This window comes from Humisphaera borealis (genome assembly GCF_015169395.1).
GTDB lineage: Bacteria > Planctomycetota > Phycisphaerae > Tepidisphaerales > Tepidisphaeraceae > Humisphaera > Humisphaera borealis.
The window spans coordinates 6,784,803-6,798,838 of the sequence record NZ_CP063458.1 but is presented as its reverse complement, the minus strand read 5'-3'; the positions used below and the strand labels follow the sequence as shown (position 1 = coordinate 6,798,838).

The window sequence follows — 14,036 nt, the reverse complement described above, 5'->3', positions numbered from 1 at the left end:
CGACCGTAAGTTAAGCATTCTCCCACCGACTGGCGATGATGGCCGCGGATGCCGATCGATCGACCGTGGCGTAGCGACCCCACCTTTTGGACAGGTTAAGGTTTCGTCACACCACCCATTGTGGATATCCCGTCGATTGCGCGAAAAAAGATTGCCCAATTCTCCTATCTTGCGATACCTTCCCCGCACACGCATGACGCGTGGCGTCGCACGCCGTGAATGGATTCACTTCTTCGCCGGGTCCGAACAGATGTCAGGAACGGATGCCCCGCTACCGGATGATCGCGATCGATTTGGACGGAACGCTGCTATCGCCTAAGGGCGAGGTTACGCCCCGCGCCAAGTCGGCGGTTCATAAGGTGCTCGCGGCCGGCTACCTGGTCTGTTTCGCCACCGGGCGGAACTGGACCGAGAGTCGAACCGTCATCGAAGCCGTCGAACACTACGGCACCGCCGTGTTCGTCGGCGGCGCGATGGTGATCGACACCGGCAAGGATGTCACCCTGCACCGCACCCTCATGGACGGCGACCTCGCCCGATCGCTCTGTCTCACGATCGAGTCCGAAGGTCACGCGGTGCTGGCGCTTCAGGATACGGCGACGGCCGGCGTGGATTACGTCGTCAGCGGCGGCGACACCGCGATGGACCCGGCGACGGCGCACTGGATGCGCGTCACCGCCGCGCGGATTCACCGCTTCCCGCGGCTCAGCGAATACCCGCACGACCATACGGTCCGCGTGGGCATCGTGGCGCAGCGGACCGAAAGCCGGCGGGTCCGCGAAAAACTGCTGGAGCAGTTCGGCGAACGGATCATCTGCCACAGCCTGTTCGTGCCGGCGTACGACGTCGAAGTGCTGGAAGTCTTCGACCCGGCGGTGAACAAGTGGGAAGGCATCCTGCACGTGGCACGACGCCACGGCATTCTGCCGGAAGAAATCATCGCGATCGGCGACGACATGAACGACGTCCCGATGCTGCAGAACGCCGGCCTCGGCGTGGCGATGGGAAACGCCCGCCCCGAGGCAATGGCGGCGGCGAAGAAAGTGATCAAGCCCAACACGGAGGAAGGGCTCGCCGAGTTCCTGGAGGAACTCGTGGATCTGCACCTGGTGGAACCGGCGTGAAGAGGTGTTGAAGCGGTGTGGGGTGGTAGGCGCAGAAGTTGTGGGGGTGGAAGAGTGGACGGGTGTTGTGGTCGGGTTCCGGTGTTCGATGCGAGACTGCGGTCCGACGTCGAAAACCAGAACGCCACTGCAACACCCATCCACCCGACCACCCCGACATCTTCTCGTTCGACCACCCCACGACCAAACGAAAGATCGTCCGCCATCGCTGGCGCCCGTGTAGCGATGGATCGAGGTGTGTGGGCACGGGCAGATCGGGTGGGTCGCGGCAAGGGAGGGCCGGACCCGGCAGGAAGCCGTCTCAACTACCGCTCGCCGCCGAAAACCGTTTTCGGCTCCTACGCGGCGACGGGCGGTTCGGGAGCAGCCGACAAGGACGCGGGCGGCTGACGGAATCATGGAAGAAGCGTAAGGACGCGCGGTGTGAAACCGGCCGGTGTGCACGAAGCACACCGGCCGGTTTTTTTTACTACTGATGGCTTACCCGAATCCACGCAACTGCGAGACGAACCGCCTACTTCTTCGCCGCCGGCTTGGCCGGGGCCTTGGGGTCGGGCTTCTTGGCCGGGGTTTGGCGGCGGGCGCCGCGGGGGCCTTGGTGTCGGCCGATGTGGCGGCGACGGGTGCGCCGCCGCCCTTGTAGGCCACGTACGTCAGAACCTGCTTGACGATCTGCGTCGCCGTCGCCGGCGAATAGCCGATGATGCCGTCCACCTCGTTGCCGATCATGCCGGCGGTCAGGTCTTCGCGGCTGTAGAGGACCGCGGGTCGGCCCTGGATCACGTGGGCTCGAATCCGCGGCGCATTGAGCGAGCCCGCCACCTTGCCACGGACGAACGCGCGGTACGTGAACTGAGCGATCTTCGAATTGCCCGGCGTGTACACCGGATGGTCCGGCGGCAGGATCGTGCCGAACGAACCGACCTCCCCGCCGAACATCGCCGCCAGTTCGGTTTCGGCGGCGGTCGCGAAGTCATTCGACCCGCCGGCCGCGTCGATCAGCAGGGTGCCGCCTTTCTCGACATACGACTTGAGCTCCGCCCGCTGCTTTTCGTTGAGGGTGAACTTGGCGGTCCCCGTCAGGTGCGCGACCTTCTGCGGGCCGAGCTTGCCTTCGCCGAGCTTGACGGTTTCGAGCTTCAGGTCGAGCTTCGCCTGGTTGTGCATGATCGCCGACATCCGCCGCCATGCGCCCGGCTCGGGATTGGGGTTGTCGCCGACGATGACCCGGGCGACTTCCATCGACTTCTCCGGCTTGATCTTGCCGTCCTTCAGCACGATGTACGAGCTGTCGCGGCTGTAAAGACCCGACTTGTCGATCGAGTAGAGGAAGATGTTCTGCATCAGCTCGTAGCACTCGTTCTTGGTCTTTTCCGAACGGGTCTGCCAGAACCGGGCGATGTCGGCGTCGGGGATCAGCACCATCAGTTCGCGCACGCCGTTGGTCAGTCCCATGACCTTGGGCTGCACCTTCCATTTGGTCGGGCGGAACTGCTCTTCGGTGTAGATCGGGTGTGTCTTGGGCAGTTCGCGGAACTCGTATTTGGGGAACAGTTCCCCGCCAAGATCGATAAACGACTTGGTGAAGTTGGCGTTGGCGCAGTCGGCATTGCCGAGGATCAGGCCGCCGCCTTCGACGAACTCGCGCAATTTCTTGATCTCGTCCTCTTTGAACTTCAGCGGCAGGCTGCCGGCGATGTAGAGGATCGGTGCATCGTGCAGTTCGTGGGCGGGGACCTTGAGGTTGACCACCTGCCAGTTGAGGTACTGCTCGATCTGCTTGCCCGACCAGTGGGCGAAGTTGGCCGCATCGCGCGGGCGCTGGTTCCAGGGGTCGGGCATCGCCGGAATCTTGCTGGCCGGGTCGGGGACGCTGGTGTACTCCAGCTTGTTCATGATGACCGGCGCACGGCCGCGGACCAGGAACAGGATGGAGAAGACGGTGTCGGGAATCTTCTTGGGGTTATGGCCGGCGTCGTCCTTGCCCCAGGAGCCGTCCTTGTTCTGCATCTCGACGAGCTTGTCAGCGCCGACCTTGTACCAGTCGGTGGTGCCGAAATACTTGCGCCCGCTTGCGACGCCGATGCGTTCGATGCCGTAGAGCTGGTAGTGGTAGTGCGGCGCGCTCTGGAGGAGCTTGGGGGCGTTCTTGTCCATCCAGTCGAGCCCCTTGTCGATCCAGGGGTTTCGCTGGCCGCCACGACAGGTTGACCATTGCGAGCCATCGGCTTGCAGGATGAAGTCCTGGGTGATGAAAAGCGTGGCGATGCCGGCGGCGGTCATGGTGCCGGTGCTGCCGCCTTCGCGGTTGTCCTGGTAGTTCCAGCCGCCGTCGGGACGCTGCGCGCCCTTCCAGGCGGCATCGACGACGCGCCAGTATTCGCTGGGGATTTCCTGACCGGCCTGCTCGCAGGCCCACATGCCCAGCACGCACAACTGGCTGACGCTGCGGTCATACCAGTTGGGCTGGATCTTTCCCTTTTCGTCGGTGTAGTAGCCGTAGAACCCGAACGGGCTGCCGCGCTCGCCCATAGGCTTCTTGTCGCCGATCAGGCCGTTGAGGAAGATCTTGAAATCGGCGCGGCTGGCCTGGGCGGCTTCGCGCTCGTCCTTGATGAATGGCCAGGCCTGGGCCCGCATCGCGGCGGCGTAGTGGCCGTGGATGTCGGCCTTCTTGAGCCATTCGAGCGACGCCTTGATCTTGGGGTCCTGCGTGCTTTCGCCGGACGCGAGCAGGCCGTAGATCGCCGTCCCCGTCACGCCGCCCCACTGCCAGCCTTCGACGCGGTACTGCGGCCGCTTGTCGGCCGGCGGCATCGCGGCGACCAGTTCCCAGTTGTCCCCCTTCTGCTGGCTGTAGATGTACGCCTTGGCCTTCTTGATTGCGGCGTCGACCTCGGCGTTGGTGGCCGCGGTGGCCGGGCGCATCGGAGTCACGGCGCAGAACGCAGCCGTCACCGCAAGCAGCAGGGAGCGACGCAGGGCTTGAATCATCACGGAGGACCTCATGTTTCCTTGGAATCCGAGGTCGATACGGCTGAACCTCTGACCACTGAAGCGATCTTTGCGCGAACCTTTACCGATACATCAACCGCGCCGTCCGCCAGGCGTCCAGCGTTTCGGGGCGGGCGAGCGACGACAGATCAAACGACTGTGCCGAGGGCGGCGGCGCCGCGGTGCTATTGGCGGACGTCCCGCCGACCAGCATCCCCAGCAATCCCGGAGACGGCTCGCGATACCGCATGACCTTCGGATTGCTGAGCGAGGCGACCTTCGTCGCCGCGTAGGTGTAGGCGTCGTCGGGATAGCCGAGCTTGTCGACCAGCCCGTCTCGCACCGCCTCGCTCGCGGTGAAGACCTTGCCGTTAAAGATGTCCTTGCCGGAGATGCTGGCCCCACGGCCGGCGGTCACCACCTGCTTGAAGCGGTTGAACGCGTCGTCCACGATGCCCTTGAGATACGCCTTACCCTCTTCGGTTTCCGGCGAGAAGGGGGAGCCGATGTTTTTGAAGTCGGCCCCGGTCGAGACGATCGTCGATTCGGCGACGCCGTGCTTCTGCATCAGTTCGCTGAAGTTGAACCGGCTCATCAGCACGCCGATGTTGCCGGTGAGCGTGGTCTGCTCTGCGAAAATGTAGTCGCCGGCGCAGGCGACGTAGTACCCGCCGCTGGTCGCCATCGAGCGCATGGAGATGACCACGCCGGCCGGCTTGCCGGCGGATTTGCGGCCGGCCTTGTAGCGGAGGATGCGTTCGTAAATCTCGTCTGATGCGGTGACCGTTCCGCCGGGCGAATCGATCTCGATCACGAGGGCCTGAACGTGCTGTTCCCGTTCGACATGGTCGATCAGCCGGGCGAACCTCGCCGAGGTGTTGCCGTCGATCGGGCCGGCCACTTCGATGACGGCAACGCGTTGCTTGTCGTCACCCTTGCGGATGACCTGCGAGACGGCCGTCGGCTCGTCACTACCGGAACCGCCGCCGGCCATCAGGACCAGATTCAGCAGGAACGATCCCACAAGGAGCAAACCGAGCATCAGCGTGAAGAGCAGCCTGCCGATGCCGCGCGGTTTGGGGGGCGGCGGCGGGTAAAACGGCATCATCGGCCACCCGCCGGTTGGGCCGTAACCCATCGGACCATAACCAGTCGGACCGCACCCCGCGCCGCCGGGCATGGAGGGTGGTTGTCCGGGATGTCCCATCGGTTGGCTCATGTGTGCGGCGGATACTGAAGTCGAAGCCTGACCCAAAGACGCTTGACCCTGTGCCGCCTCATTGGGGGTCGGCGGCGGCACGAACGCCCCTTGCGGGTCGATCGGTCCCTGACCTTGTGGCGGACTGGGTATCATATCAACCAGGTGTCCGGGCACCGCCAGTTAAAAGGCCGCCGCCCGGCGTGCGCGCACGGACTGCCGACCTTATCACGCCGACTAGGATCGACCCTTAGACCGAAGATCGCGAAAACTTTCCGGGTTATCGGACCGAGCCGACGTAATCGACCGTAATCGTTCCGACCGTGCCGCCACGGGCGTTAAACGCCCCGATCACCTTCAGCCGCCGGGGCTTGAGCAACGCCACGAGCTCATCGCGGATCGTGTTGGTCACGCTCTCATAGAACATCCCCTTGTTGCGGAAGGCGTAGTAGTAGAGCTTAAGGCTCTTCATTTCGACGCACCGCTGGTCGGGGACGTATTGGAGTGTGATCGTGGCAAAATCGGGCTGTCCTGTCACGGGACAAACGCTCGTGAACTCCGGAAACACGAACTCGATCTGGTAATCCCGGTCGGGAAACGGGTTGGGGAAGGCGTCCAGGATCGTTTTGGGGTCGGCAATCTGCGCTTCGCTCAGAACAGACTTGTGGCCGAGATGGGTCGGGGAATCGGGCATAGGGATCGTCATTGTAGACGACAATCGGCCGATTGGCTCGCTGATTCCCCCACCCGTTCCCCATCAATCCCCATCGCCCCGGGTCACTCGAACAGCACGCCCTGCTGCCCCGGAAATGTCGCCGTCGCATCGATCCGCTTCAATCGAACGATCCGCTCGACCTTGAAAGTCCGTAAAGCCTGCCGAAGTTCACAGAACGCGACCAGAACCAGTTCCTGCCTCGATTTGCGCAGTCGCTCGGGCCGAATCACCCGTTCGGTCCGCCGGTCGTCGGTATCCAGATATTCCATGACGACGGACGTCTTCTGGTCGAGCGCCTCTTCCAGCTCCAATGGCAGGAGCGATTCCATGGCATTGGCCGGCAGCAGGCCCATCGGGCCGCCTTGGCGTTGCATGACGTCCACCAACGCCAGGTTCCATCCACCCAGCGGCGTCAGCATTCGTTCGAACACGCCTGCGGTGGTGATGGCATCGGCCAAGGCCCGGTGGGCGGCGGTCGGCTCGACACCCAGCCGCCAGGCGAGCCGTTGCAGGCCGTTCCCGCCCCGGCCGAACAGCTTCCGCGCGATGCGCACCGTATCAAACACCGGCACCCGCCCGAGCTCGCCGACCATATCCGCACCTGCCCGGCGGAACTCGCGATGGAGAAAGCCGAGGTCGAACCGCACGTTGTGCCCGATGACCGCCGCCCCACGCAGCAGTTCCATCGCCGCCGGCAATTGTTGGGCAAACGTCGGCTGGCCGTCGACCATCTGCTGGGTGATGCCTGTCAGGGCAGTAATCCCCGCACCGACATGGCGAAGCGGATCGATCAGTTGGGCGTACGTCTTTGTGACGACGCCCCCTTCCACCCGCGCAATGCCCAGCTCAATGACCCGATGACCGAAGTCGGCCGACGCGCCGGTCGTCTCGACGTCCACAAACGCCAGCGGCGTGTCACGAAGGGATTGGATCAGGGAGATGGGCATGGCGTCCGTGCGGGAGGATGATAGCACGAGAGGGGGATCGTGGATTGTCGAATGTCGATCGTCGATTGTTGAGTCACAACGAATGCGATCGTGTGAAGAATCCGGGTCTTCGCGAGTACGCTCAGACACCGGCGTCAGTCGCAACATTCCACATTCGACCCACTCTGGTAGAACATCGTCAGCCGCCTCATGAACGAATCCCGTCTCACCTTCGACACGCCATGGCCGATGCTCATCGCGCTCATCATCGCGGCGACCACGGTCGCGATCGCCTGGCGACGACGACTGGCGCTACCGAAAGCTTCGCTCGTGCTGGCGACGCTCGGGCTCGCACTGGTGGTCTTGTCGGCCGGCATGCCGAACTGGCGTCGGCCGGCCGCGGGCGAAGTCGCCGTCATGGTCGATCTGTCGCCGAGCACGCGCTCTGCCGGCTTCCGCGACCGCGCCACCGTCGAAAAGCGGGCGAAGGAACTGCTCGGCACGATCCCCTTCCGGATCTATCGCTTCGGCGACGGCGCGGCCGTGATCGACGACGGCTCGACTTGGGCGGAGCTGCCGGTGCCGTTCACGCGTTACGAACCCCCTGCCGCCGACGCGGTCCTGCTCTTCTCCGACGGCCGGTTCGACCCGCCGCCGTCGGCCCCGCCGACGTACGCCGTGATCGACGCGACACTCGCCAAGGCGACCGACGGGCGGGTGGCGACACTGACGATCGACGGCGGCGATGCGGTCGCGACGGTCGCCGTCGATGCGGCTCGGTCGATGTCATGGGTCGCGGGGGCGACGAACCCGCCGCCGATCGCACTGACGCCGGGCAGGGTCGTGTTGCGACGACCGATCGCGAGCACCGCAAACGGTTCAGTCGACGAAGGCGTCGCACCCGCCGCGGCCCGGCTTTCGCCCGGCGATCTCTGGCCGGAGAACGATGCGCTGTCCATCATTCCTCCCCCGCCGCAGCGGCGTGACCGGTGGTTCGTCAGCTCGTCATCCGCCGCTCCCGCCGGCTACCGGCTCGTCGCGCCGGCCGACCTGCCGGTCGATGCCTCCGCTTATCTGTCCGCCTCCACCATCGTTCTCGATAACCTCCCCGCCGCCGCGATCTCCGCCGTCGCTCAGGAACGGCTGACGCAGTTCGTACGCGATCTGGGCGGCGGCCTGCTGATCGTCGGCGGCGACCGATCCTTTGCCGCCGGCGGGTACGTCGGAACGGCGATCGAATCGCTGTCGCCGCTGGCCTCCGTCCCGCCCCGGCCGACGACCGAATGGATCCTGCTCACCGACGGCAGCGGCTCCATGAACACCGGCGACGGCACGCGCACCCGCTGGCAACTCGCGACGGCGGCGCTGGTCCGTCTGCTGCCTTCGCTGCCGCCGCAAGACCCGACGACCCTCGGCCATTTCGCCGCCGACGTCACCTGGTGGATGACCGCCCGGCCGGCTAAAGAAGTCGCAACGCTGTCGCTCCCGCCGTCGGGCATCTCGCCCGGCGGACCGACCAACCTGCGTCCCGCGATCGAAGCCGCCGCCCGTCGACACGACCCGGCGATGCCCGGTCAACTGCTGCTGCTGAGCGACGCCGACGCCGAGGTGGGCAATGTCGCTGAACTGGTCGCACTGCTGAAGTCTCGGAAGGTGAAGCTCCATGTGCTCGCCGTTGGCGACGGCAAGGGACTGGCGGACCTCCGGCAAGTGGTCGAGCAGACCGGCGGATCGATCGTGCAGCAGACCGACGCCAGCCGCTGGGCCGACGCCGCGGCCGACCTGCTGAAATCCGCCGGGGAAAAGCACCTGGCGACGAGTCCCGTCGACGTCCGTTACAGCGACCGACTCGCCACGCTCACAGGCAGACGGGTGGCACCCTCGAACCGAACGTGGCTTAAGCCGCAGGCGACGCTGCTGGGTTCGATTACGGACCCGCTCGCCGTGGCGTCAGCCGAACCGACACCTGCGGCGGCGATCTGGCAGGTCGGCGAAGGGAAGGCGGCGGCGGCCGGATTCGTCGCCAACGACACCGAGCGCGCGGCACTAGCGAACCTCGTCGCCGCCGCGCCGCGCGATCCGAGGATCGCCGTCACCGTCACGCCCGGCGGCCGGTTGCGCGTGCGTATCGACGCGATCGACGCGCAAGCCGACAGCGCGAAGCGATATCTGAATGGGTTGTCGTTGAAGCTGACGTTCTCTGCCGAGGGTGCCGCGCCCGTCACAGCCGGCGACAGCGCGCGGGCATCTGCCAGACCGGTATCCATTCCGCAAACCGCCCCCGGCCGATACGAAGTCGAGATCGACGCGCCGGCTCGGCCCACGATTGCGACGATCCTGAACGGCGATGCCGCCGTCGATCGCTTCGCCGTCGCCGGCCGTTACGCGCGGGAGTTCGACGAAGTCGGCATCGATCGCGACAGCCTGAACCGGCTGGTGGACCGTTTCGGCGGCGCGGTCATAGAGCCCGATCAGGCCACGCCGATCGACTTCAAATGGCCGCTGCGTGTCACATCGATCGCGCCCCTGCTCGCGGGCCTGGCCGCGGTGATGCTGGTGCTGGCGCTGCTCTGGTGGCGGTGGGCGTGAAGTCAGGGACGTCGGGCCAATGCAGAATTTGCCGCTGCCGACGTGATGCGGGTGTAGCACAGCGTTTTGGCACCTTTGTGTTCTTTGGGTGCGATTCGCCGCCGGCAACGATTTCGACAACGTCCGTAGGATGCCGCTCGAAGTTCGATTTCAACACGAAGGGCACGAAGACACGAAGGACACGAAGAGGATGCCATCGACAGGCTGTTTTCGACGGCTCTGATGTACAAGATGTTTCTTCGTGACCTTCGTGACTTCGTGATCTTCGTGTTAAAGGTGATTTCAGGAGCGATTCAATTCGGCCGCTTGCATGGCGTGGGCTGCCAGTTGTGAGTGCCGAGCTGGAGCTCCGCGTTCCCGGAAGGCACCGCGCATCATCTGCTTAAAAAGTCGCCCAGGCCCTTGCCCAGCACCGCGTCGACGAACTTCCGCCCTGCGGGCGACGTGAGCAGCGCCAGCGGGTTCTTCACCGCGTCGCGCAGCGGCAATGTGCCGCTGAGTTTCAGCGGAACCCGAACGCCCTGGCCGAGCGATTTCAACGGACCGGCCGAGAACTCCAGGCTGCCCACCATCTCGTAAGGAACGTTCCCCTTCGATTCGATCAACGCCTGCTCCGCCATCATCAGCCGTTCGAAGCCGATCGAAATCGGAATCGCCACCGGCAGCGAGCCCTCGGCGGGGATGGTGACGGTGGGCTTTGCCTCGCCTTCGATGACGGTGATGCCGCCGAGGCGGAGGTTGTACGTCGCGGCGCTCACCGGAAGCGCGAACGCGTTCGGATTGGTTACCTTGACATTGAACTGAAGCTCGAGCTCGTCGGTCGTGATCTCGTCCACATCGGCCGAGCGCAGTTCGATCGTCGGCGGGATCGCCGAATTGCAGCCGACGCCGGACAATAGTGCGAACAAGAGAATCGCAAGGCGTGACATGTCAGGCTCCCGGCACTGAAAAAGACCCGGCCATCGGCAAGAGCCCTGTGTCAGGACGGACGGCGAGCCGACAAACCGCTACATCTGTGTGCCGACGATCGTCGCTTCGAACGCGAGCTGCCCGTCGACAATTCCCTGAACCTTGCTCTCGATCCGCTTATGCCGCGCCCACTGCTTCTCGGCGAGCATGTAGAGGCGCTTACCCGGCGTAACGGCCTGGCGGAAGCGGATGTCGTTCGCGCCACCGAAACCGATGAACCCCTGCCATCCCTCGTATCGCTTGGTGTAGAAGCAGGCGAGCTGAGCCGCGGCTTCGATCATCAGTACGCCTGGGAACAGCGGACGCCCGGGGATGTGCCCGGGCACCCAGAATTCATCGGCTTTTACGTCCTTGTAACCGAGAATACGCCCCTTGGTCGGGTCCGACCAGACGATCGCATTGAGATGCTCCATGTCGCCGCGCTGGGGATTGCTCAGACGGATCTCCTCCGGCCCGAACAGGACGGTGTTGAGATCGATGGATCCGAGATCGAAGAGGAAGGCAGGAGGCATAGGGGATTCTTACGGGATGGAGAGGATCTGGCGTTCAAAGGCGCTTGAACATGGAACGTCCGACTGAACGCCGAACGTCCAACGACCGGCGTGCCACACCCGACCCGGAGGCTTTCGGCCCGCCTCGTTCTGGAAGTGACGCGTCGAACGTTGGACGTTAAAAGTGGAGCGATCCGACAATCGAGGCCGGGAGCCGTGCGGGCGGCGACGGTTCGAGATACTTGTCTCAGAACCGCCGCGCCATGGGCATGCTTCAGCCCTGGGGTGCAGCCTGACCGGCCGGCGCGGGGGTCTCACCCTCTTCGCCGCCACGCTCTTCCAGGATCCGCGTGCGGACGTCCTGGGCGGCGGACTTGATCTCCTGCATTTTCTTGCGGACGCGCGTGCCCGCCGCCTTGTTCCCACCTATGGCTTTGCGAACGTCTTCATCCGCTTCAGCCACCAGCTGCTTCAGTTTCTCGTATTCCTGCATGGATAGAACCTCTCAACCAGACCATGCGGCCCCTCGGCAACCGAGCGAAACCGCGAAATCAAGCTGAAAACCTTAATAGAGAGCCAACAGAGTGTCAAATCGGGCGGAGTTTGACAGGAGGCTAGAAGATAGAGGATCGAGGATGGATGATGGACGACAGAAGATGGCGATGAATCCCCATCCTCCATCGTCAATCGTCCATCCGCTATCGTCCCTGTCCTCTATCTTCCGTCCCCCTCTTCCCTGATCTTCTTCTTGAATGCCGAAATCAGTTCCCGGGTGATGGGGCCTGGCTTGCCCGTGCCGACGGGGCGGCCATCGATCTTGGTCACGGGGATGACCTCGGCCGCCGTCCCGGTCAGGAAACACTCGTCGGCAATGTACAGATCGTGCCGCTGCAGCGTCTTTTCGACCATCGACAGGCCGACCGACTTGCAGATGTCCATCACCACCCGCCGGGTGACCCCTTCCAGGATGCCGTCAGACGTGGCGGGTGTCTGCACCTCAGGCATCGTGCCGACCGTCCGCACGATAAAGATATTGTCCGCCGTGCATTCGGCGACGTTCCCCGCCGAGTTCAGCATGATCGCCTCGGGCACCCCGGCGTCGTTGGCTTCGATCTTCGCCAGCACGTTGTTCAGGTAGTTCAGGCTCTTGATGCGCGGCGACAGCGCGTTGGCATGGTTGCGGATCACCGACGATGTGATGACCGCCATCCCAGACTCGTACATCTCCGCCGGGTACATCGTGATCGTATCGACGATACAGATGACCGACGGCTTCTCGCACTTGGCCGGGCTGATGCCCAGGGGCCCGTTGCCGCGGCTGACGATGAGCCGGATGTACCCGTCGCGGCAGTCGGCGGCCTTGACGGTGTCTTCCATCGCCTTGCAGACCTGCTCGGGCGTCAGCGGGATGACCAGCCGAATGGCCCGGGCCGACTCGAAGAGCCGGTCCATGTGGGCTTTGCATTCGAAGATCTTGCCGCCATAGACGCGGATACCCTCAAAGATGCCGTCGCCGTAGAGGAAGCCATGGTCGTAAACGCAGACCTTGGCGTCGCGGGGGTCGGTGATCTTGCCGTCGATCCAGACTTTGGGGGACATCAGTGCCTCGAATGCTTCGTCCGCAGTTGGAACCGGTTTCGCCCCAAGCCGCAAAACAAAGGCGGCGGCCGCACAACAGGAGGCGTGGAAACGCGAACCCGGATGGGTCATTGTCCCTCAGAAGGGGGAGAATGTCACGAACCGATGACAAATGATTTTAGGCCGCTTCCGGCTTCCGGTTAGCCGCAAGGCGCCAGCCGAGCGCTGGGCCCCGCGCCAACTTGATGCGATCCGTTGTCAGAAGCTACAATGCGCGGGATCGGGGATTCGGGGGTCAGGGTACAGAAACGGGGGGACTCCCTACTACACCTATGAGCCAATCCAAAGTCTTCATGTTCGACGGCGGCGATCCTGAGATCCACGGGGCGCACGAGAAAGCACGCGACACCTTTCGCTATTTCTGGCGTGAAGTCGCCTGGGAACGCCGGCGGATCGTACCCGGCCTGGACATGGCTGCCGTCAAGGCACCCTTCTCCGACGAAGTGCCCAATGACGAAGGGAATCCCAACGTCGAGCACATGTGGCTCAGCGACGTCGACTTTAACGGTCGCGAAGTCAGCGGCACCCTGCTCAATGCGCCGAACTGGTTGAAGTCCGTGAACGCCGGCGACGTCGCCTCGGTGCCGCTCGAACAGATCAGCGACTGGATGTACGTCATCGCCGGCGAAGTTTACGGAGCCCACACCGTCAACCTGATGCGGTCTCGCATGAGCCCGAAGGAACGCAAGGATCACGACGCGGCCTGGGGCCTGGAGTTCGGTGATCCCCATCTGATCAGGCTCGTCCCGGACGAATACGAAAAGCCTCGCGGACTGATCAAGGGCCTGTTCGGCAAGAAAGTCGGCCCCAAGGTCATCGGCGAGCACCCGATGAGCGAGAACTCGGCCGATTCGTTTCGCGAGCAACTCACCCAGCATCCGGAGATGCTGGAAGACCTCGACGACAATGGCTGGACACTGCTCCACCACCAGGCCCTGGCCGGCAGTGCCGCGACGGTGAGTGTATTGCTGGAACTGGGCGCGGATGTAAACGCCGTCACCACCAATGGGACGACACCGCTCCAACTGGCGCAGAGCCTGAAGTGGGACAAGGTGGTTGTAATGCTGGAGGCTCGGGGCGCTCGGTGAAGACTTCTGTCGTGTTGGGGTGTGGCGTACCCGCCTGGTGCGTGGCCGTGTTGCGGCAGTCGCGCGTTGCCACGGGCAGCGGAGTACCGCAGCCCATGGCACCCAAAAAACACCCCACGTGCCACCCGTGTGCCAGCAATCCGCGGTACGGCCTTCGGATTGCCAGCCCGTTGATTTTGCTTGACGTCCCGACGTCTTTACTTAACATATACCGTACAGAAATGCGGTCCGCCGGCGACGTCTCGACAGGCCTTTCGCCCGCGAAAGTTCTCCGTGCGCCGGTCGGCGGGTGTGATCCGTTGGC

11 protein-coding genes are annotated in these 14,036 nt (G+C 64.0%); 3 read left to right on the top strand and 8 right to left on the bottom strand.

Annotation, left to right across the window (positions count from 1 at the left end):
• Positions 1–263: 263 nt before the first annotated feature.
• Positions 264–1,124, top strand: a complete 861-nt coding sequence (locus IPV69_RS25605; RefSeq protein ID WP_206292571.1) for an HAD family hydrolase — start codon at positions 264–266, stop codon at positions 1,122–1,124.
• A gap of 480 nt (positions 1,125–1,604) precedes the next feature.
• Here the strand turns inward: IPV69_RS25605 and IPV69_RS25600 are convergent, their stop codons facing one another.
• From IPV69_RS25600 to IPV69_RS25585, 4 genes are all read right to left on the bottom strand, one after another.
• Positions 1,605–4,118 (bottom strand): DUF4159 domain-containing protein, encoded by a 2,514-nt coding sequence (locus tag IPV69_RS25600; protein ID WP_241180038.1) that lies wholly within the window; start codon positions 4,116–4,118, stop codon positions 1,605–1,607.
• A gap of 82 nt (positions 4,119–4,200) precedes the next feature.
• A complete protein-coding gene (gene sppA / locus IPV69_RS25595; RefSeq protein WP_206292569.1) occupies positions 4,201–5,256 on the bottom strand; it encodes a signal peptide peptidase SppA in 1,056 nt (351 codons plus the stop codon).
• A gap of 340 nt (positions 5,257–5,596) precedes the next feature.
• Positions 5,597–6,010: a preQ(1) synthase gene (gene queF, locus IPV69_RS25590; protein WP_206292568.1), complete on the bottom strand. Its 414-nt coding sequence runs from the start codon at positions 6,008–6,010 to the stop codon at positions 5,597–5,599.
• An 83-nt stretch (positions 6,011–6,093) separates the two neighbouring features.
• Positions 6,094–6,978: an exonuclease domain-containing protein gene (locus IPV69_RS25585; RefSeq protein WP_206292567.1), complete on the bottom strand. Its 885-nt coding sequence runs from the start codon at positions 6,976–6,978 to the stop codon at positions 6,094–6,096.
• A gap of 189 nt (positions 6,979–7,167) precedes the next feature.
• On the opposite strand from IPV69_RS25585, the gene IPV69_RS25580 reads away from it, so the two are divergent.
• On the top strand, positions 7,168–9,546 hold the full coding sequence (locus IPV69_RS25580) for a vWA domain-containing protein (RefSeq protein WP_206292566.1): 2,379 nt from the start codon (positions 7,168–7,170) through the stop codon (positions 9,544–9,546).
• A gap of 374 nt (positions 9,547–9,920) precedes the next feature.
• On the opposite strand, the gene IPV69_RS25575 is transcribed toward IPV69_RS25580, so the two are convergent.
• The 4 genes from IPV69_RS25575 to ilvE form a co-directional block, all read right to left on the bottom strand.
• Positions 9,921–10,475: an LEA type 2 family protein gene (locus IPV69_RS25575; protein ID WP_206292565.1), complete on the bottom strand. Its 555-nt coding sequence runs from the start codon at positions 10,473–10,475 to the stop codon at positions 9,921–9,923.
• 78 nt (positions 10,476–10,553) lie between these two features.
• Complete coding sequence (locus IPV69_RS25570) at positions 10,554–11,027, bottom strand: 3-hydroxyacyl-ACP dehydratase FabZ family protein (RefSeq protein ID WP_206292564.1); 474 nt, start codon at positions 11,025–11,027, stop codon at positions 10,554–10,556.
• Positions 11,028–11,280: 253 nt separating this feature from the next.
• The gene (locus IPV69_RS25565; RefSeq protein ID WP_206292563.1) at positions 11,281–11,499 is read right to left on the bottom strand and encodes a hypothetical protein; all 219 of its coding nucleotides are present in this window, start codon (positions 11,497–11,499) and stop codon (positions 11,281–11,283) included.
• Positions 11,500–11,720: 221 nt separating this feature from the next.
• Entirely contained in the window at positions 11,721–12,605 is an 885-nt protein-coding gene (gene ilvE, locus IPV69_RS25560; RefSeq protein ID WP_206292562.1) for a branched-chain-amino-acid transaminase, read from the bottom strand.
• A 311-nt stretch (positions 12,606–12,916) separates the two neighbouring features.
• Between ilvE and IPV69_RS25555 the strand changes: the two genes are divergently transcribed.
• Positions 12,917–13,732: a DUF2314 domain-containing protein gene (locus IPV69_RS25555; RefSeq protein WP_206292561.1), complete on the top strand. Its 816-nt coding sequence runs from the start codon at positions 12,917–12,919 to the stop codon at positions 13,730–13,732.
• Positions 13,733–14,036 lie beyond the last annotated feature (304 nt).